This window comes from Sphingobium sp. EP60837 (genome assembly GCF_001658005.1).
Classification (GTDB): Bacteria; Pseudomonadota; Alphaproteobacteria; order Sphingomonadales; family Sphingomonadaceae; genus Sphingobium; species Sphingobium tyrosinilyticum.
In genome coordinates this window covers 1,446,741-1,464,752 of the sequence record NZ_CP015986.1, presented here as the reverse complement: position 1 = coordinate 1,464,752, position 18,012 = coordinate 1,446,741, and the positions used below count along the sequence as shown (strand labels likewise).

The following is an 18,012-nucleotide window of genomic DNA, read 5'->3' as shown; positions in this document are numbered from 1 at the left end:
TCGCCATGTCCGCCAATCTTCAGCGCCAGCCAATCCGCCTTTCGGCAATGCCCGGTACCCTGCCGATATCCCAGCCGCGGAACGGCCGGAAGGGATTGTGGCGGCTGTAAGCCCAAATTTCCACGCGCGGCTCTGACGTGCTGGCGGGTGAGCGGGCATGGAAGCCGAAGGTGTCGGCGACGATCAGCGTATTCGCAGGCACCGCGAAGATCGTGGGCTGAGGCAGGCTTAGCCCCGCCAGTTCCTCCTCCCTGATGCGAAGCGAACCCCGGCCGGAAAGGCGGCAGACGCCGTCCCGCGCCGTGAGGCTGCGGCTTTTTTCCCATGCCAGCCTTTCCGGCGTTAGCCTGTGCGAGCCCCTGACATAGGCGAAGGGACCCTGTTCGGCTCCAACGTCATTCAGGAAATACCACGCTTTCATAGCCGGGTGGAATGTGTCGGTATGGATCTGCAACTGCGGGTCGGGCGGCGCATCATGGCGATTTGGCAGGATCGACTGGAGGTAGAGTAGGGGCTCCATGTCAAAGCTCGCGATGTAGCGGGCAAGCGCGCCAGCGTGGATGCCGGGCGAAATGGCGAATAGTAGGGGCGCTATTCCGAAGCTCGACATCGATCGCTATACGGCGGGTGATCGTGTCGCCTTGCACCGTTTCCCGAGCCGCCCCGCGGAAGCCGAGTAGTTCCTGTCTGAGTTGCTGAAACAGCGCGGGAGGAAGGAAGTCACGGATCTCAACCACACCATCCCGCTGAAAGCTGTCGCGTTCATCCGGATGTACATGCGCCGCGAGGCCAGCACGCCGCCAGCGGGCCATTGCGTGCGCCGCACGCACTCGAGCGGCATGTAAGCCCAAGGCGTTTAGCCGGGCCGATCCGATGAGCGGGTTATCAATAAAGGATTTTGCGCCGGTGAAGTTGCGCCGCCCAAAATGGCGCGAGCAGTGCTTTGATCGGTAGATGCATATTCAGACGCCAAGGGAGCGTACAGACCGGTCATGGCACCAGCACAGTGCTGCCCACGGTCTGCCTTGCCTCCAACTGGCGATGCGCTTCGGCAACGTCCGAGAGGGCGAAGCGCTGGCCGATGAGCGGGCGGACCACGCCTCGTTGCATGCGCTCAAATAGGCGGGCGGTCACATGATCCAATTCTTCGCGCGTGGCGACATAATCGAACACGGTCGGGCGAGTGACGTAGAGCGAACCGGCGCGGCTTAATTCCAGCAGCGTGACCGGAGGCACCGGCCCTGAGGCATTTCCGTAGCTCACCATCATGCCGCGACGCTTCAGTGAGGCAAGCGACGTGCTCCAGCTGTCCTTGCCTACCCCATCATAGACGACGTCAGCGCCCCTGCCGCCCGTCAACGCTCGCACCTGATCGGCCAGTTCGGAGAAGGGGCCACAGAGACTGTGGTCGGCCGTCACCGTCGCGGCCTTTTTCGCTGAGCCGCTATGGGCGATGACGATGACGCCTTTGTCGCGCAGCCAGGGAACCAGCACGGATCCGACGCCGCCTGCCGCAGCGTGGACAAGCGCGACCTGGCCAGATTCCAGCGGCAGCACATCTTCGGCAAGCGCGCAGGCCGTCATGCCTTTCAGCATCATCGCGGCCGCTGCGTCCGTGCCGATCGCGTCAGGAATTTTGATGACGCGATCGGCTGCGACGATACGATGCGTGGAGTATGCACCCAATCCACCGGCAGCGCCGACCTTGTCCCCGACCTGGAGGCCCCCGACGCCCGCGCCCAGGGCCGCGACATAGCCCGCCCCTTCGACCCCCAGCGTCAGAGGCAGGGGTGCTGCGTAAAGGCCCGATCGGTAATAGGTGTCGATGAAGTTCAGGCCAATGGCGTCCTGCGCGATCAGCACCTCTCCAGCTGCAGGGCTGGGTGGGTCGAAGGCTTCCCGCTTAATTACTTCAGGGCCGCCCGTCGAGCGGGCTATCATGCGCCAGGCCTGTGTCATCGATGAACCTTCCAATCAGAGATGGGCGGCAAAGAAGTCCGCGGTATGCTTGTCCGCAAGCTGCGCCGCTTGCTCGTCCCGGCGGACCCCCATCTCCGCAGCGAAGCCATGATCGAGGCCTTCATAGTCATGAAGCGTGACGTGGCGATTATCCTGCAATCCATCATGCATCTTCTTTTGAGCCTCTGGCGGGACGAAGCCATCGGCGGTCGGGATGTGCAGCAGGACCGGCTTGCCGATAGCATGCTGTTCGCCGAGCAGATTGTCGATACCGACGCCATAATAGCCGACAAAGGCATCCCCGTCGGTACGACAGGCCGCCATGAAAGTGAGGCGGCCGCCGAGGCAGTAGCCCACCACGCCGACTTTACCGCCGCTGCCCAATTCCGCGCGAGCCGCCTTGATGGTCGCTTCGATGTCGTAGATTGCGCTGTCCTGATCGAGCTTCTGCATGTGGCCGATAGCGGTCTGGAACTGTTCAGGGATATCCGCGTCCAATTCGACATGGGGCTCATCCCGCCAGAACAGATCAGGAGCAAGGGCGAGATAGCCCTGCTGCGCCCAGTTATCGCATTTCCGCCGGATGCCTTCATTCACGCCGAAGATTTCCTGAATGACGATAATCGCCGCCCGGGGCTTCGCCGATGGGCGAGCCACATACACGTCAAACTGGCCGTCGCCTTCCAAAGCGGAGACCGAGCTATATTCTCCCATGGCGGAAATCCTTTCCCTTATGTGTGCTTATGCAGGCATAATCGCCTTTTCCGAGGTGGCCAACAGCCCAAAAAGCCAAATTATTTGCCTTTACGACCCATGTTGCGGCATGACGCTTGTCTGGCCGCAGCAAAAGGGTTGCCGACGATGAAAGTGACCGTGGACGTAGATTGCACCCCTGCCGAGGCCCGGACCTTCCTGGGCCTGCCGGACGTCACGCCAATTCACGATAAATATGTGAAGACGGTATTGGACAGTTTCGACGGCATCGCCAATGTCGAGCAGATGGAAACGATGTTCAAAAGCTTCTCCCCTTTGGGAGACGCAGGAATGCGGCTGTTCCGGCAGATGATGGATATTGGCATGGCGAGTGTTGCCGGGAAGAATGGCGACAAATCCTAAGCTGCATGTGACCGATACGATCTTCGCACTGTCGAGCGGCGCGCCGCCCGCCGGCATCGGCGTCTTAAGGGTCAGCGGCCCTTCGGCGTGTGAGGCGCTGGAAGCCTTGACGGGATCTGTGCCGCCGCCGCGCCGGGCGCGCTTGATGCTGCTCACAGACTTCCGCGACAGTGCTCCACTAGACCGGGCGCTGACATTATGGTTGCCTGGGCCGGGGACGGCAACCGGCGAAGATCTGGTCGAACTTCACTGTCATGGGGGACGGGCCGTCATCGCGGCGGTTGAGGATGCGCTCAGCGCACTGCCTGGGCTGCGCCCGGCCCAACCAGGGGAATTCACACGCCGCGCATTCGAAAATGGGCGGATGGACTTGAATGAGGTCGAGGGTCTTTCCGACCTGCTGGCGGCAGAAACACAGCAGCAGCGCCGCGCCGCGCTGCTCATGAGTGAAGGCCATTTTTCGCGCAGGATCGAAGGGTGGCAGGCGGCGCTATTGAACTTGTCTGCCATGGCGGAAGCGGCTCTCGATTTTTCTGACGAAGATGATGTGCCGGACGACGCGACCGAAAGGCGTATCACATCGAGCTTGGCCGACCTGGCGGATGAGCTTGGCGATTCGCTTAGCGCTCCCTCGGCGGAGCGGCTGCGGGACGGTATAAGGGTGGTGCTGGCGGGGCCGCCGAATGCGGGCAAATCAACTTTGCTGAACGCGCTCGTCGGACGGGAAGCGGCTATCGTGTCGGACATCGCGGGAACAACGCGTGACCGTATTGAAGTGCCGGCGGCTTTGGGCGGCACCGCCTTTTTATTCACCGACACGGCGGGTCTTCGGGAAAGCACCAGCGACGTAATCGAATCCATCGGGATGGACCGCGCGCGGGCTGCGGTTGAAGCCGCTGATATCATTCTGTGGCTCGGAGAAGCTGCTCAACTTCCACGCGCCGATGCGATCCAGCTTGCTGCTCAATGCGATCGCCAGGTGGCAGGGGAGGGGTTACCCATCTCAGCTCTGACAGGGGAGGGGATGGAACAGCTAATCGCGCTGCTACTGGACCGTGCGTCCAAATTGCTTCCATCGACCGGCGACTATGCGTTGCATGAGCGTCAACGGAAAGGCGTACGCCTCCTACGTGATCATGTTCAAGCAGCGGCAGGCAGCGCAGATCTTCTCATTATCGCCGAAGAATTGCGCCAAGCGCGCGAGGCTGTCGACCGGTTGACCGGGCGGGCAAGCACAGAGGATATGCTGGACCGGCTCTTTGCAGGATTTTGCATCGGCAAATAGCTTGTTCCACGTGGAACAGTTTTGACCATGGTGCCCTAACTCTGATATGGGCCGCGCCATGCGGACAGCGTTTGATGTGATTGTGGTAGGCGGTGGCCATGCCGGCTGTGAGGCTGCTGCTGCAGCGGCGCGCAAAGGCGCGCGTGTCGCATTGCTAACCTTTGAACGAGCCACCGTCGGGGCCATGTCCTGTAACCCTGCCATAGGCGGGCTCGGCAAAGGGCATCTTGTCCGCGAGGTGGATGCCTTCGACGGACTTATCGGGCGGGCGGCGGACGCGGCGGCGATCCACTACCGGATGCTCAACAGCAGCAAGGGCGCAGCAGTTCAAGGCCCGCGTATTCAAGCTGATCGCGCGCATTATCGCGCCGCCATCCATCGGATGATCGCTGCGCAGCTGGGGCTAGAGATGATTGAAGGCGAGGCGTCGGCGCTGCTGCTGACTAATGGCGAAGTTGGCGGATTGGAGTTGGCTGACGGGAGCCGCCTTGAGACGCGAGCCATAGTGCTTGCAACCGGCACATTCCTGGGCGGAAAACTGTTTCGCGGCGAGGATACCAGCGCAGGCGGCAGGACGGGTGAACGCGCGGCGGCGGCTTTGGGTGTTCAATTGCGCGGGCTGGGACTGCCGATGGGCCGGTTAAAGACCGGGACGCCGCCGAGGCTCGATGGCCGGACGATCGACTGGGCGATGTTGGATGAGCAGCCGTCGGACAGCGGCGCGTGGACGATGTCGGCATTATCCGCTCGGCGGTACTTGCCGCAATTAAGCTGCGCGATAACCCGCACCAACAATAACACGCACGACATTATCCGGGCTGGCTTGGGGCGGTCGCCTTTGTTCAGCGGCGCGATCGAGGGGAGCGGGCCGCGCTACTGTCCCTCCATTGAGGACAAGGTGATGCGGTTTGGCGACCGTGATGGTCATCAAATCTTCCTTGAGCCGGAGGGGCTCGCGGATCATCTCGTTTATCCCAACGGCATCAGCACATCTTTGCCCGCCGATGTTCAACTGGCGATGGTGCGCTCCATGGTCGGTCTGGAGAGCGCGGAAATTGTCGTCCCGGGTTATGCGGTTGAATATGACCATATTGATCCAAGGGCCTTGGACGCCAGCTTGGAAATGCGTGAGGTGCCAGGGCTGTTTTGCGCCGGGCAGATCAATGGCACGACAGGCTATGAAGAGGCCGCGGCACAGGGGCTGGTTGCCGGGGTCAATGCTGCGGCGCGTGCGCGTGGCGAAGAGCCGCTCATTCTCGATCGCGCGAGCAGCTATATCGGCGTGATGATTGATGACCTTGTGCTGCAAGGCGTCACGGAGCCGTACCGCATGCTAACGGCGCGGGCGGAATATCGCCTGCGGCTACGGGCGGACAATGCGGGGAGCCGCTTAGCGGAAATTGGACAGATGCATGGCATCATCGGTGCGGAACGAACGGCCTATTATGAGCGCCGAGCACGTCAGCGGCAAATTACGGTCGCTGAGATGGAGCGACCTATAACGGCCACAGAGATGGCCAAAGCGGGCGCCAACGTGCGGCAGGATGGAGCGCGTCGGACATTGTTCGAATGGGCTCGGTTTCCTGAAGTGTCCAGAGGGCTGCTATGTTCGATGGCCCCTTCGCTGGACTTGATCGAAGATGATTTACGCGACGAGATTCTCGAGGACGCTCACTATGCACCGTATCTCGAACGACAAGCGGCAGAGATAGCCGACCTAAGGCGGAATGAGCGTGTACTCATTCCCGCGGGTTTCGACTTTGCAACGATCGGCGGCCTCTCAAGCGAAATGGTCGAGCGGCTTGAACGGGCGCGCCCTGACACGCTGGCTGCGGCGGGACGCATACGGGGCATCACCCCGGCAGCTCTGGCCGCGCTTCTAGTTCATGTAAGGCGCCGCGCCGCATGACGGAAGAAGAAGCCAAGACTTGGCTGAACACGCAGTTACATGTTTCACGTGAAACAATGAACAAGCTCGAACGCTATGTTCGCCTTCTCTTGGCGGAGATGGATGTCCAGAATTTGATTGCTGAATCCACCCGAGGTCATGTTTGGGCTCGGCACATTGTTGATTCCGCCCAATTATTGCCTCTGGCTCATTCGGCCCTTGACGGGGCTTGGATCGATTTAGGCTCGGGGGCAGGGCTGCCGGCTATCGTTATTGCCATTTTGGCGGACCGCCCCGTGCTGATGGTCGAAGCCCGACGGAAGAGGATCGACTTTTTATGCGCTGTAATCGCTGAGTTGGGACTAGATCACGCCCAGATATTTGGAGGGCGAGTAGAGACTGCCAAGACAGTTCCGGCGGCTGTAATCAGCGCGCGTGCCTATGCGCCCTTGCCACGGTTGCTGGCATCTGCTCATCATCTGTCAAGCGATCGGACAATCTGGCTGCTGCCAAAAGGACGAAATGCCGAAAATGAACTGGAGGCGGCGCGACCAACATGGCAAGGTGTGTTTCACGTGGAACGAAGCGTCACCGATCCAGATAGCGCCATCATCACAGCGCGCTCGGTAATGCCCAGGAGCAAGAAAGGTCGAGGATGATCCGAATTGCCATCGCCAATCAGAAAGGTGGGGTCGGAAAGACCACTACCGCTATCAATTTGGCGACCGGCCTAGCCGCCACCGGCCTGCGAGTGTTGCTGATCGACCTTGATCCGCAGGGCAACGCATCGACGGGGTTGGGGGTCAACCAGTCCGAGCGCGCCCGGTCGAGCTACGACTTATTGGTCGGAAATTGTGGGGTAGATGATGCGGTATTGCCTACCCGCGTGCCGAAGTTGGACATTGTACCCGCTACGCAAGATCTGTCGGGTGCCGAGATCGAACTGATCGAATATGAGGAGCGCACGCACCGGTTGGAACGCGTCCTGAATGAGGCACAGACAGGACGATGGGACATTTGCCTAATCGACTGCCCCCCCTCATTGGGTTTGCTGACGATCAATGCCATGGTCGCGGCCCAGTTTTTGCTAGTGCCATTGCAGTGTGAATTTTTCGCCTTGGAGGGCTTATCTCAGCTGTTGCAGACGGTGGAGCGAATCCGCGGGCGCTTCAATCCTGGCCTATCTATCATGGGCGTGGCGCTTACCATGTATGACCGGCGCAATAGGCTCACGGAACAGGTAGCCGATGACGTTCGCGCATGCCTGGGCGACCTTGTTTTTTCCACGGTTATTCCACGCAATGTCCGCTTGTCCGAGGCTCCCAGCCATGGGGTGCCCGCCCTTATTTATGATTTCCGCTGCTCAGGATCAGAAGCCTATATGCGTCTAGCCCGTGAATTGATCTCGCGCCTGCCTCGACAGGAGGCTGCAGCTTGAGCAACGAAAATGATGAGAAGTTGAAGGTTGGCAAGCGGCCACATGGATTGGGACGTGGCCTGTCGGCTCTGCTGGGGGATGTCGCTCGGGAAGAGCCCGTCGCTCCGACGACGCCCTCTGCCTCGACCAAAGCCATTCAGAGCATTGAAGTCGCGCTGATCCAGCCTCATCCGGAGCAGCCCCGCCGCCACTTCGACGAGGGCGCCTTGGCCGAACTTGCTGACAGTATTGGCAAGCGGGGCGTCATCCAGCCCATCATCGTGCGCCCCCATGGTGGTGGTTTTCAGATCGTGGCTGGGGAGCGGCGCTGGCGCGCGGCGCAGCGGGCGCAATTGCACCGAATCCCGGCGATCGTGCGGGACTTCGATGAAGCGGAAACGTTGGAAATCGCGCTGGTCGAGAATATTCAGCGCGAGGATCTGAACCCCATTGAAGAGGCAGAAGCCTATCGCAAGCTGATTGCCGACTTTAATCACAGCCAGGAAGCCCTGGGACGCCTGGTCGGCAAATCGCGCAGCCATATTGCTAATCTTATCCGCCTGCTCGATTTGCCCGCGGCCGTGCAGCAGCAGGTTGTAGAGCAGAAGCTCTCCATGGGTCATGCCCGCGCGCTGATCGGCGCGCCGGATTGCGAGGTGCTTGCCCGCACTGTCGAGGCCAAGGGTCTGTCGGTGCGCCACACCGAAGATCTGGTCCGCCGCACGAAGAAGGGCGATGGAGCGCCACCCCGCGCCCTCAATGTAGCGGCTTCGAACGGGAAAGATGCTGACATCGAAGCGCTGGAGCAGCATTTGGCTGACATTTTGGGGCTGAAGGTGGATATCGCCCATGGAGAAGGCGCGGGCGGCACCTTGTTGCTGCGCTACTCGACACTGGATCAACTCGATATGCTGTGTCAGCGCCTGTCCGGGGAGCGGATCTGATCCGGCAGACTAGCTCGGCGTAATTAGATCGCTGCGCTACTGGCCTTTTGGTGGGCGGCTTCTTAGGTTGCAGTCATGGCCGATATGCAATCCACCAACGCCGCCTCTCCCGCAATCATCCGCCGCCAGGACTACCGGCCGCCGGATTGGTTGGTGCCCGAAATCGACCTGGATTTTGCGCTCGACCCCGCACGCACTCAGATACGCGCGGTCCTGAGCGTTGCGCGTAACGGCGCTCATGACCGCTACCTGAAGCTTGATGGCGATGGCCTCGTCCCGTTGGAAGTGAAGGTGGATGGCCGTCCGCTGGAAAGCGGGGAGTGGACATTGGATGGCGGCGCCTTGATAATTCCGCTGACGGGCGACGCGCATCAGATTGAAACACTCGTCGAACTCGCGCCGGAGAATAATAGCAAGCTGATGGGGCTCTACGCTAGCGGCGGGCTTCTTTGTACCCAGTGTGAGGCAGAGGGTTTCCGCCGCATCACTTTCTTCCCGGACCGGCCGGATGTGCTGTCGCGCTATTCAGTGCGCATGGAGGCGGATCCGGCGCGTTTTCCGGTTCTCCTGGCCAATGGCGATCCGATTGAGCAAGGCAGTTCGGCGGATGGGCGGCATTGGGCGCGATGGACCGATCCTTTCCCCAAGCCCTGCTATCTCTTTGCACTGGTGGCTGGAGATTTGGCCTGCAACGCGGACAGCTTCGTGACGATGAGCGGCCGCGAGGTGAAGCTCGGCATCTGGGTGAAGGAAGCTGACCTGCCCCGTACCGGGCATGCGATGGAGGCGCTCAAAAACAGCATGGCATGGGATGAGCGCGTTTATGGGCGCGAATATGATCTGGACGTGTTCAACATCGTCGCCGTCGCCGATTTCAACTTCGGCGCTATGGAGAATAAGGGCCTTAACATATTCAATTCACGTTATATTCTGGCGGATCCGGAGACGGCTACCGACATCGACTATGATGGGGTTGAGGGGGTCGTAGCGCATGAATATTTCCACAACTGGTCGGGTAATCGGGTCACGTGCCGTGACTGGTTCCAACTGTCGCTGAAAGAAGGCTTTACGGTCTTTCGGGATCAGAATTTTTCGGCAGACATGGGCAGCCATGCGGTCAAGCGGATCGAGGACGTCCGTGTTCTGCGCGCCGCGCAGTTCCAGGAGGATGCCGGGCCGCTTGCGCATCCGGTGAGGCCGGAATCCTATATTGAGATTAGCAACTTCTACACCGCGACCATCTATAACAAGGGAGCGGAACTGATCCGGATGATGGCGCTGATGCTGGGTCCCGAGCGGTTCCGGGCTGGCAGTGATCTCTATTTCAAGCGGCACGATGGCCAGGCGGCGACCTGCGAGGATTTTGTCAGGGCCATGGAAGAGGGGGGCGGGATCGACCTTGGTCAGTTCCGCCGTTGGTATGAACAGGCCGGGACGCCGCATGTCCGCGCCACCCTGCGACATGATGAAGCGACGCAAACCGTCGAACTGTTGTTGGAGCAAAGCATGCCGCCGACGCCGGGACAGCCGGACAAGCAGCCCATGGCGATACCCCTGCGGACTGCCCTTTTTGATAGGATCGGGAGCGCGCACAAGGGCGAAGAGCTGTTGATGCTGACCCAGCCGCAGCAGAGCTTTACCTTTGGCGGTTTCGCTGAGGCCCCTGTCCTGTCGATCAATCGTGGCTTTTCCGCGCCGGTGATCGTTGCGACGGACCGTAGCCAGGGCGATCTAGCGTTTCTGTCGGCCCATGACGATGATCCCTTCGCCCGCTATGAAGCTATGCAACAGCTCATGGTCAATGTGCTTGTCGGCCGTATCGCGGGGCAGAATGTTGATGAGGCGGCGGTTGTTGCGGCGATCCGTGACACGGTTGTCGATCCGCATCTCGACCCCGCCTTTATCGCTGAGGCAATCCGCCTGCCGAGCGAAGCTTATCTTGGCGATCAGATGGCGAAGGTGGATCCGGATGCGATCCACATTGCGCGCGATGCGCTTCAACGGCGGATCGGGCAAGAGTTGGAGCCGCTGTGGCGTGACATTCATGCGAGGACCAAGGCAAACAGCTTTTCGCTCTCATCCGCTGCCAAGGGCGCGCGCAAGCTGCGGAACACGGCGCTGATCTTCCTCGTCGCGTCTGGCGTGCCGGATGGCGCGGCAGTCGCCTTTTCGCAATTCGACGAGGCCGACAATATGACCGAACGGCAGGCGGCGCTCGCGACGCTCGCCAACGGGGCCAGTGACGAGCGGGAAGCGGCGCTGGATATTTTCTATAATCGCTACCGCAATGACGCGCTGACACTGGATAAATGGTTCCAGACGCAGGCTTTCGCCCTCCACCCCGATACGGTCGATCTGGTGGAAGAACTGGGGCGGCACCCGGATTTCACCCTGTCCAATCCCAATCGGGTCCGGTCGCTTTACGGCGCCTTTGGGGGCAATCAGTGGGCGTTCCATCACAGGTCGGGCAAGGGATACCGGCTGGTCGCCAACTGCATCATCGCACTGGACAAGCTCAACCCGCAGACCGCGGCGCGGCTGGTGCCGCCGCTGGGCCGGTGGTGCCGGTTCGATGATGAGCGCGCGGCCCTGATGCGGGGAGAGTTGCAGCGCATCCTGGCTGAACCTGGTCTGTCGAAGGACGTGACCGAGCAGGTGGGCAAGAGTCTGGAATAGGGTGATTGTCATCCCGGCCAAGCCGGGACGACAAGGGTTAGCGGCCGGTGGCCGCCAGCCAGGCCGCTACGTCGCTCGCGACCTTGTTCGCAGCCTGGTTTAGCGGAACACCGATATTCCCGGCATCAATCTTGCCACCCACCGGAGCGCTGGCGGTGAAGCGTTGGCGGGCGAGGGCGGTGCCGCCTGGGCCAGCGAGAATGGCGTCATAGGTGACAACGGCATTGTTGCTGGATTCGTCGAGCCCGAATTCGACCAGTTCGCCCATCAGCCGTTGGCCGGCATCCGCCGAATATTGGCCGGGATCGAGGACGATGCGATTGCTGGTCGCGGCGATGGTTTCCGACAGCAGCTTCTGGAACAGATGACGGGGCGTGTCGGCCCATTGCACTTTCGTCACATAGGCGATCGAGGTCGGCGATGTGCGCACAGGCACGCGAACCGTGTCCAGCAGCTTGGGCGCTTCGGGATCGGCGACCGTGATCGTCGAGCCTGCGGACACGGTGCGTAGCGTTCCCGGCGCTACCTTCTGCGCCGCATCCAGAGACAGCAGCCGTTCGGGAGGCTTGCCGCCGAAGGAGACGCAGCCGGAAAGCGCGGCAACCAGGGCTAGGGCGAGCGGAACAGGTTTCTTGTGGAACATCATCTCGCTCCCTCTCATGGCTTGTAATCGGGCAGTTTGGGTGATCCGACGATCGAGCCCGCGCCCTGCTGATCGAGCTTTTCGGCGACGCCGCGGAAGGCGCGCGACATTTCACGAAGGTCGCGCACCAGCTGATTCACTTCGGGCATCGTCTGGTTGCTGAACGCGCGAACCCCCGGCTGCGCTTCGGCGATCGTCTTGTCGAGCGTGTCTATGCTGCGGGTTGCTGACTGCACGCTCTTGCGGAGATCAGCCATCAGCGGCTTGCCTTCATCCGTCAGCATGGAATCCGTGGTCGCGGCAAGCTTACCAATTTGCTCGGCGGCGATGCCGGTGCGCTGAACGGCGACGCGTGCCTCGGCTAGCGTCGCGGCGATTTCGGGGCTGCGGTCGGCAAGCGCCCCGGAGACACGCTCGACATTGGCGAGGATGCCGGCAATCGACTGCTGATTCTTGTCGTTCAGCAGCTCCGTCAGCCGTTCCGTCAGGGTCGATAGCCGCTCCAGCAATTGCGGCGCATTGTTGAGCAGTTCGCCCAAAGCGCCGGGCTTGGTCGGGATGACGGGAACGCCATCGGGGCAGGCGGAGAGCGGGTTTTCGGCAGGGCAACCGATGGGCGGCGCGCCCTTCACTGCGCCATCCAGCACAATCTCGCTGACGCCGGTGAAGCCGACGCCCGCTATGGTCGCGGTTGTGCCCTGAAGGACTGGCGTCCCCTCCTTCACGGAGATGCGTACTTTCACGAAGCTGGGATCGCGCTTCCACAATTCGATCTTCTCGACCTGGCCGGAAGGAACGCCCGAATAATTGACGCTCGATCCTTTAGCGAGGCCGTTCACCGACTGTTTGAAGAAGATGTCATATTCCATGTTGTCGCCCTCCGAGAGGCGCGAAAACCAGAAGGCGGCGATCATGATCGCTGCCAACAGGAGCAGCGTGACCGTGCCCACCAGCACATGGTTGGAGCGGGTTTCCATATCCTATCGCCTTCCGTCCGATGGCTGTTCGGCCGTCTTCTCTCGCTCGCGGGTCACGGCCGCGGTCGCGGCGCGGCCACGAGGACCGTTGAAATATTCCTGGATCCAAGCGTGATCGGTCGCCAGCAGCTCGTCGATGGTGCCGACCGCAATCACTTTCCTGTCCGCCAACACCGCAACCCGGTCGCAGATCGAATAGAGCGTGTCGAGGTCATGGGTAATGAGGAAGACGGTGAGGCCCAGCGTCTGCTGCAACCTGCGCGTTTGATCGTCAAAGGCCGCCGCGCCGATGGGGTCGAGCCCGGCGGTCGGTTCGTCAAGGAACAGCAGGTCCGGATCCAGCGCGAGCGCGCGCGCCAGACCAGCGCGCTTCTTCATGCCGCCCGACAATTCGGCGGGATATTTCGGCCCCGCCTCAGCGGGCAAGCCGGTCAAGCGGATCTTGTAGGCCGCAATCTCGTCGCGCAGTTGGGAACCGATATTGGGGTAATATTCGCGGATGGGCACTTCGACATTTTCAGCGACCGTGAGGGTCGAGAAGAGCGCGCCCCCCTGGAACAGCACGCCCCAGCGCTTGCGGATGGCGAGCGCCTCATCGTCCAAGCGGCCAATCATGGATTCGCCGAAGACGCGGACTTCGCCTTCATCGGGCGTTTGCAGGCCGATGATCGACCGCATCAGCACCGACTTGCCCGTGCCCGATCCGCCGACCACGCCCAAAATCTCGCCCTTGCGCACGTCGAGGTCGAGCCCTTCATGGACGACCTGGTCGGCAAAGCTGTTTTTGAGATTGCGCACCGAGATGGCGATGTCGCTTTTTTCGACAGCCTTGTTGACGCGAGCCTCCTCGGCGGCGACTTCCTCCTCCTCCGCCATCAGTTCCAGCCCAGCCAAGTGAAGAATACGGCGAAGAAGGCGTCTATGACGATGACGAGGAAAATCGCCTGAACCACGGCCGACGTCGTGCGGAGGCCAACCTCCTCGGCATTGCCCTTCACCTGCATGCCCTGGAAACAGCCCGCGAGCGCGATGATAACGCCGAAGACGGGCGCTTTGAGCAGGCCTACCCAGAGATCGGTGATGGGGACCACCTCACGCAGCCGTTGAACGAAGGTGATGGGCGGAATGTCGAGGGACACGGCGCAGAGGAAACCGCCGCCGATCACTGCCACGACCGAGGAATAGAAACCGAGCAGCGGCATCATGACGACGACTGCGAGCGTTCGCGGCAGCACCAGCGCTTCCATAGGCGACACTCCGATCGTGCGCATCGCATCGATCTCCTCGGTCAGCTTCATCGTACCGAGCTGCGCCGCAAAGGCGGAGCCGGAACGGCCCGCCACCATGATGGCGGTCATCAGCACGCCCAGCTCACGGAAGGTGAGACGGCCTACGAGATTGATCGTCAGCATCTCCATGCCGAACTGGCGCAGCTGGACCGATCCCTGTTGGGCGATGACGATGCCGATGAGGAAACTCATCAGGCCGATGATGCCGAGCGCCGATACGCCGACCACTTCGAACCGCTGCACCACCGCGTTAACGCGGAAGCGACTAGGATGGCGGATGACGTTCCAGGTCGCCAGCAACGTACCGCCGAAAAAGCCGACGAGGCCGAACAGGGTGGAGCCCGCGGTGACGACGGCTTCGCCGATCTGACCGACGACGCGCTGCATGGGTGGGACATAATCGGGTCGGATATTGACCGGCTCGTCCAGCTTTCCAACCGCCTCTATCAGCCGCTGCACATCGTCGCCGCCGCCGGTGACGTCGCAATTCAGCCGCTTGGCGGTGCGGTGCACGGTCCAGGCGCCGATCGTGTCCATATGATCGACGTCAGACAGATCGATCGCCGCGACAGGTCCAGCAACAGCCTCCAGCCGCGAGGGGAGATCACGCAGGCATGCAATGGAGAGATGCCCTAGAAGCCGAATGACAGTACCGCCATCGCGCGTTTCTTCGACAAGATCGGCGGCTTTGTTCATCAAGGCGGTTTAGTGGTCCATTATCGGTTGCACGGCAAGCCGAAACGGCCCATCCGCACGATAGAACGACAGCAGGACCCAAAAGTTTCGGAAACGGCATGACGCACCGTCTCGCAATCTACGACATGGACCGCACGGTGACCTTTTCCGGCACCTATACGGGCTTTCTGATCCACGTTGCCAGGGCGATGGCGCCATGGCGGCTGGTGCTGTTTCCCTGCGTCATTCTGTTGATGCTGGCTTATGTAGTGAAGCTGATCAGTCGCCAGCGCCTGAAGGAGCTGAACCAGGCGCTCATGATCGGCTATAATGTCGAGCGGACCAAGCTGATGCCGCATGTCGAAAGCTATGCGGCCAAAGTGTTGGCGACCAATGTTCGCGCAGGGGCGCTCGCCCAGATTGCGCGGGACAAGGCGGACGGTTACCAGCTGGTGCTCGCCACGGCATCCTACCGTCTCTATGTCGAGCCGATTGCGCGGCGGCTGGGTTTCGACGCGGTGATCGCAACCGATCATCTGAGCCAGGACCTGCGTTATGTCCGCGCCAAGATTGCGGGCGAGAATTGCTATGACACGGGCAAGCTGCGGATGATCAAGGCGTGGATGGCCGCCGAGGCAATCGATCGCGCCCAGGCGCAGATCCGCGCTTATTCGGACCATGTGTCGGATGCGCCGATGCTGGAGTTTGCCGACCTGCCCTTTGCTTCCAACCCGCATAAGCCGCTGGCGAAGCTGGCGGCACAGCGCGGCTGGACGCGGGTGGACTGGTCCTGAGGTCAAGCGGGACCCTCGGTAACCGGCGACAGTAGCGGTTTCCCCGCAAAATAAGCCTCAAGATTGGCGAGCAGCATCTGCGCCATGCGCCCCACCGCTTCATCGGTCGCCCCGCCAATATGTGGCGTCAGGACGCAGTTCGGCACGTCGGCCCAACCAACGGCGGGCGTCGGTTCCTGCTGGAACACATCAAGCGCAGCGCCGCCCAGGCGGCCGTTGCGCAGGGCGTTTTTCAACGCGCCTTCGTCCACCAGCTGTCCCCGCGCCACATTGATGAGCAGACCTTCCGGGCCGAGCGCATCCATGACGGCGGCATCGATCATGCCGCGATTGTCCTCATCGGCGCGCGCGGTGACGAGCAGAATGTCGCTTTCCAGCGCCATCGCCTCCAGGCTTTCTGCGCGCGGCCAGGAAAGGCCGGGCTTGTCGCGCGGTCCCCACCAATGGATGCGCATCCGCATAACCTCGGCGCGGCGGGCGACCGCCAAGCCGATATGCCCCATGCCGACGATGCCCAGTCGTGCGCCGCCCATGGAGCGGGTGCGCGTCTTCGATTCCGGCGTCCAAAGTCCGGCGCGCAACTGCCGATCGCCTTCGACGATCCAACGGCGGTGGGCCAGTATCAGGCCGATCGCATGGTCAGCCACATCTTCCGCATTGGCGTCTCCCCCATGCGTCACGGCAATGCCGCGCTGGCGTGCCACCTGAAGATCGACGCCGTCATAGCCCACCGTGAAACAGGCGATGAGGCCGAGCTGCGGCATGGAGTCGAGCAGGGCGGTAGGAAGTGCAAATTCACCAGCCCAGATGATGGCCCGCGCCTCGCCCCGCTGCTCCTCTCCTTCATCCTCCCACAGAGGCAGCGCATCATAGTGCGGCTGTAACAGGGGCAATAGCGGTTTCAGCAGCGGCTGGCCGATCAGGATGACGGGGTGGCCCAAGCTCATCCCACCGCCTTCAGCGCCTGGGCGAAGTCGGCGATCAGGTCGTCGGCATCCTCGCAGCCGATGGAGATCCGGACCATATTGTCGCCGATCGCCAGCGCCTTCTTGCGTTCGGCGGGCACGGACAGATGCGTCATCGCCGCTGGATGGCTGGCGAGCGTTTCCGTGCCGCCCAGGCTGACCGCGAGCTTGGCGATTTTGAGCGCGTCGAGAAAGGCGAAGGCTTCCGCCTCGCCGCCCTTGAGGTAGAGCGAGAAAGTGGACCCCGCGCCGGTGCAATGCCGCTGGTAAATGTCGGCCTGCCGCTCCGTTTCGGGGAATCCTAGATAGACGACCTTTTCGACCTGCGGCTGGTCCTTCAGCCAAGCACAGACCTTGGCGGCATTCTCGCCCGCGCGGGTCATGCGCAATTCCAGCGTTTCCAGGCTGCGCAACAGCATCCACGCGCTGTGCGGGTCCAGGATCGTCCCGATGGTATTACGCATCAGCCGGATCGTGTTGATGAGGCCATTGGGGCCGAGTACGCCGCCCGCCACCAGATCGCTATGACCCCCCGCATATTTGGTGAGGCTGTAGATCACCAAGTCCGCGCCATGGGCAAGCGGATGATGCCACAGCGGGCCAAGGAAGGTGTTGTCGATCGCGACGGGCGGCACATGCGCTTCACCGCCGAACAGTTGATCGCGCCGCGCCACCACTGCTTCCACATCGACCAGCACATTGGTGGGATTGGCCGGGCTCTCCAGATAGATGAGGGCGACGCGGCCCAGCGCCTTGGCCTGTTCGATGACCGCGCCAATCTCCTCTTCCGTCGCGCCCGCGGGGAAATCGAGCCACTGTACGCCGAACTTGCCGAGGATGCGGCCGATCAGCGCTTCGGTCGCGGCGTAGAGCGGCGCTGAATGGACTATGACGTCGCCGGGCTGCACCAAGGCAAGCAATGTCGTCGCGATAGCGGACATGCCGCTGGAAAAGAGCAAGGCGTCCTCCGCCTCTTCCCAGACAGACAGCCGGTCTTCGGCAATTTCCTGATTGGGACCGTTGAAGCGGGAATAGACGAGCCCCTCGGCGCCGCCCGGCCTGATGCCGGTCACGCCCTCGAAATGGCGCTTGCCCGCAGCCGCGCTTTCGAAAGCGAAGGTGGAGGTGAGGAAGATCGGCGGCTTCAGCGAGCCTTCGGACAGGGTGGGATCATAGCCATGGCCCATCATCAGGGTCGCGGGCTTCAGCTTGCGGCCGCCAATCTCCATGATCGCGGGTTTGGGACGTCGGCGGTTGCGGGCGGGTTCCGCACCAGTGAGATCGGCCTCGGTTTCGCCGGTCATCGTATTTCTCCTGCTTGGGCGGCATTCTGCTGCGCCGCATCGATTGCAGTGTAACGCCTTGGCAGGGCAAAGGGCCACAA

17 protein-coding genes are annotated in these 18,012 nt (G+C 61.7%); 8 read left to right on the top strand and 9 right to left on the bottom strand.

Annotated features, from left to right (window positions below):
• Positions 1-19: 19 nt before the first annotated feature.
• The 3 genes from EP837_RS21920 to EP837_RS07150 all read right to left on the bottom strand — a co-directional run bounded on the left by EP837_RS21920 (position 20) and on the right by EP837_RS07150 (position 2,673).
• Entirely contained in the window at positions 20-610 is a 591-nt protein-coding gene (locus EP837_RS21920) for a hypothetical protein (protein WP_335675537.1), read from the bottom strand.
• Positions 611-990: 380 nt separating this feature from the next.
• Positions 991-1,959 carry a quinone oxidoreductase family protein gene (locus EP837_RS07155; protein ID WP_225870511.1) on the bottom strand — a complete coding sequence of 323 codons (969 nt, stop codon included), beginning with the start codon at positions 1,957-1,959 and terminating at the stop codon, positions 991-993.
• Positions 1,960-1,974: 15 nt separating this feature from the next.
• A complete protein-coding gene (locus EP837_RS07150) occupies positions 1,975-2,673 on the bottom strand; it encodes a dienelactone hydrolase family protein (protein ID WP_066525852.1) in 699 nt (232 codons plus the stop codon).
• A 147-nt stretch (positions 2,674-2,820) separates the two neighbouring features.
• On the opposite strand from EP837_RS07150, the gene EP837_RS07145 reads away from it, so the two are divergent.
• The 7 genes from EP837_RS07145 to pepN all read left to right on the top strand — a co-directional run bounded on the left by EP837_RS07145 (position 2,821) and on the right by pepN (position 11,285).
• Entirely contained in the window at positions 2,821-3,075 is a 255-nt protein-coding gene (locus EP837_RS07145) for a DUF6489 family protein (protein ID WP_066528915.1), read from the top strand.
• A gap of 7 nt (positions 3,076-3,082) precedes the next feature.
• A complete protein-coding gene (mnmE, locus tag EP837_RS07140; RefSeq protein ID WP_066528912.1) occupies positions 3,083-4,360 on the top strand; it encodes a tRNA uridine-5-carboxymethylaminomethyl(34) synthesis GTPase MnmE in 1,278 nt (425 codons plus the stop codon).
• Positions 4,361-4,418: 58 nt separating this feature from the next.
• Positions 4,419-6,269: a tRNA uridine-5-carboxymethylaminomethyl(34) synthesis enzyme MnmG gene (gene mnmG / locus EP837_RS07135; protein WP_066528910.1), complete on the top strand. Its 1,851-nt coding sequence runs from the start codon at positions 4,419-4,421 to the stop codon at positions 6,267-6,269.
• Positions 6,266-6,907 (top strand): 16S rRNA (guanine(527)-N(7))-methyltransferase RsmG, encoded by a 642-nt coding sequence (gene rsmG / locus EP837_RS07130; protein ID WP_066525851.1) that lies wholly within the window; start codon positions 6,266-6,268, stop codon positions 6,905-6,907. The genes mnmG and rsmG overlap by 4 nt, the downstream gene beginning before the upstream one ends.
• Positions 6,904-7,686 carry a ParA family protein gene (locus EP837_RS07125; protein ID WP_066525848.1) on the top strand — a complete coding sequence of 261 codons (783 nt, stop codon included), beginning with the start codon at positions 6,904-6,906 and terminating at the stop codon, positions 7,684-7,686. The genes rsmG and EP837_RS07125 overlap by 4 nt, the downstream gene beginning before the upstream one ends.
• Positions 7,683-8,609: a ParB/RepB/Spo0J family partition protein gene (locus EP837_RS07120; RefSeq protein ID WP_066525845.1), complete on the top strand. Its 927-nt coding sequence runs from the start codon at positions 7,683-7,685 to the stop codon at positions 8,607-8,609. Before EP837_RS07125 ends, EP837_RS07120 begins: the two co-directional genes overlap by 4 nt.
• A 75-nt stretch (positions 8,610-8,684) precedes the next feature.
• Positions 8,685-11,285: an aminopeptidase N gene (pepN, locus tag EP837_RS07115; protein WP_066525842.1), complete on the top strand. Its 2,601-nt coding sequence runs from the start codon at positions 8,685-8,687 to the stop codon at positions 11,283-11,285.
• Positions 11,286-11,322: 37 nt separating this feature from the next.
• Here the strand turns inward: pepN and EP837_RS07110 are convergent, their stop codons facing one another.
• From EP837_RS07110 to EP837_RS07095, 4 genes are read right to left on the bottom strand one after another with little or no spacing between them, the layout of a single operon-like run.
• Positions 11,323-11,931 carry an ABC-type transport auxiliary lipoprotein family protein gene (locus tag EP837_RS07110; RefSeq protein WP_380805500.1) on the bottom strand — a complete coding sequence of 203 codons (609 nt, stop codon included), beginning with the start codon at positions 11,929-11,931 and terminating at the stop codon, positions 11,323-11,325.
• A gap of 11 nt (positions 11,932-11,942) precedes the next feature.
• Positions 11,943-12,905 carry an MlaD family protein gene (locus EP837_RS07105; protein WP_066525838.1) on the bottom strand — a complete coding sequence of 321 codons (963 nt, stop codon included), beginning with the start codon at positions 12,903-12,905 and terminating at the stop codon, positions 11,943-11,945.
• Positions 12,906-12,908: 3 nt separating this feature from the next.
• Positions 12,909-13,781, bottom strand: coding sequence for an ABC transporter ATP-binding protein (locus EP837_RS07100; RefSeq protein ID WP_066528902.1), 873 nt, complete (start codon positions 13,779-13,781; stop codon positions 12,909-12,911).
• Positions 13,781-14,890, bottom strand: a complete 1,110-nt coding sequence (locus tag EP837_RS07095; RefSeq protein ID WP_066525834.1) for an ABC transporter permease — start codon at positions 14,888-14,890, stop codon at positions 13,781-13,783. The genes EP837_RS07100 and EP837_RS07095 overlap by 1 nt, the downstream gene beginning before the upstream one ends.
• Before the next feature lie 98 nt (positions 14,891-14,988).
• Between EP837_RS07095 and EP837_RS07090 the strand changes: the two genes are divergently transcribed.
• Positions 14,989-15,663 (top strand): HAD family hydrolase, encoded by a 675-nt coding sequence (locus EP837_RS07090; protein ID WP_066525832.1) that lies wholly within the window; start codon positions 14,989-14,991, stop codon positions 15,661-15,663.
• Between the two features lie 2 nt (positions 15,664-15,665).
• On the opposite strand, the gene EP837_RS07085 is transcribed toward EP837_RS07090, so the two are convergent.
• Positions 15,666-16,610 carry a 2-hydroxyacid dehydrogenase gene (locus tag EP837_RS07085; protein WP_066525830.1) on the bottom strand — a complete coding sequence of 315 codons (945 nt, stop codon included), beginning with the start codon at positions 16,608-16,610 and terminating at the stop codon, positions 15,666-15,668.
• Positions 16,607-17,932, bottom strand: a complete 1,326-nt coding sequence (locus EP837_RS07080) for a cystathionine gamma-synthase family protein (protein WP_066525828.1) — start codon at positions 17,930-17,932, stop codon at positions 16,607-16,609. The genes EP837_RS07085 and EP837_RS07080 overlap by 4 nt, the downstream gene beginning before the upstream one ends.
• Between the last annotated feature and the right edge of the window lie 80 nt (positions 17,933-18,012).

What these genes read in the sequence shown, in the direction of transcription:
- EP837_RS21920 (WP_335675537.1), bottom strand. Translation starts at nt 610, where the DNA reads ATGTCGAGCTTCGGAATAGCGCCCCTACTATTCGCCATTTCGCCCGGC.
- EP837_RS07155 (WP_225870511.1), bottom strand. Translation starts at nt 1,959, where the DNA reads ATGACACAGGCCTGGCGCATGATAGCCCGCTCGACGGGCGGCCCTGAA.
- EP837_RS07150 (WP_066525852.1), bottom strand. Translation starts at nt 2,673, where the DNA reads ATGGGAGAATATAGCTCGGTCTCCGCTTTGGAAGGCGACGGCCAGTTT.
- EP837_RS07145 (WP_066528915.1), top strand. Translation starts at nt 2,821, where the DNA reads ATGAAAGTGACCGTGGACGTAGATTGCACCCCTGCCGAGGCCCGGACC.
- mnmG (WP_066528910.1), top strand. Translation starts at nt 4,419, where the DNA reads ATGCGGACAGCGTTTGATGTGATTGTGGTAGGCGGTGGCCATGCCGGC.
- rsmG (WP_066525851.1), top strand. Translation starts at nt 6,266, where the DNA reads ATGACGGAAGAAGAAGCCAAGACTTGGCTGAACACGCAGTTACATGTT.
- EP837_RS07125 (WP_066525848.1), top strand. Translation starts at nt 6,904, where the DNA reads ATGATCCGAATTGCCATCGCCAATCAGAAAGGTGGGGTCGGAAAGACC.
- pepN (WP_066525842.1), top strand. Translation starts at nt 8,685, where the DNA reads ATGGCCGATATGCAATCCACCAACGCCGCCTCTCCCGCAATCATCCGC.
- EP837_RS07110 (WP_380805500.1), bottom strand. Translation starts at nt 11,931, where the DNA reads ATGATGTTCCACAAGAAACCTGTTCCGCTCGCCCTAGCCCTGGTTGCC.
- EP837_RS07105 (WP_066525838.1), bottom strand. Translation starts at nt 12,905, where the DNA reads ATGGAAACCCGCTCCAACCATGTGCTGGTGGGCACGGTCACGCTGCTC.
- EP837_RS07100 (WP_066528902.1), bottom strand. Translation starts at nt 13,781, where the DNA reads ATGGCGGAGGAGGAGGAAGTCGCCGCCGAGGAGGCTCGCGTCAACAAG.
- EP837_RS07095 (WP_066525834.1), bottom strand. Translation starts at nt 14,890, where the DNA reads ATGAACAAAGCCGCCGATCTTGTCGAAGAAACGCGCGATGGCGGTACT.
- EP837_RS07090 (WP_066525832.1), top strand. Translation starts at nt 14,989, where the DNA reads ATGACGCACCGTCTCGCAATCTACGACATGGACCGCACGGTGACCTTT.
- EP837_RS07085 (WP_066525830.1), bottom strand. Translation starts at nt 16,610, where the DNA reads ATGAGCTTGGGCCACCCCGTCATCCTGATCGGCCAGCCGCTGCTGAAA.
- EP837_RS07080 (WP_066525828.1), bottom strand. Translation starts at nt 17,932, where the DNA reads ATGACCGGCGAAACCGAGGCCGATCTCACTGGTGCGGAACCCGCCCGC.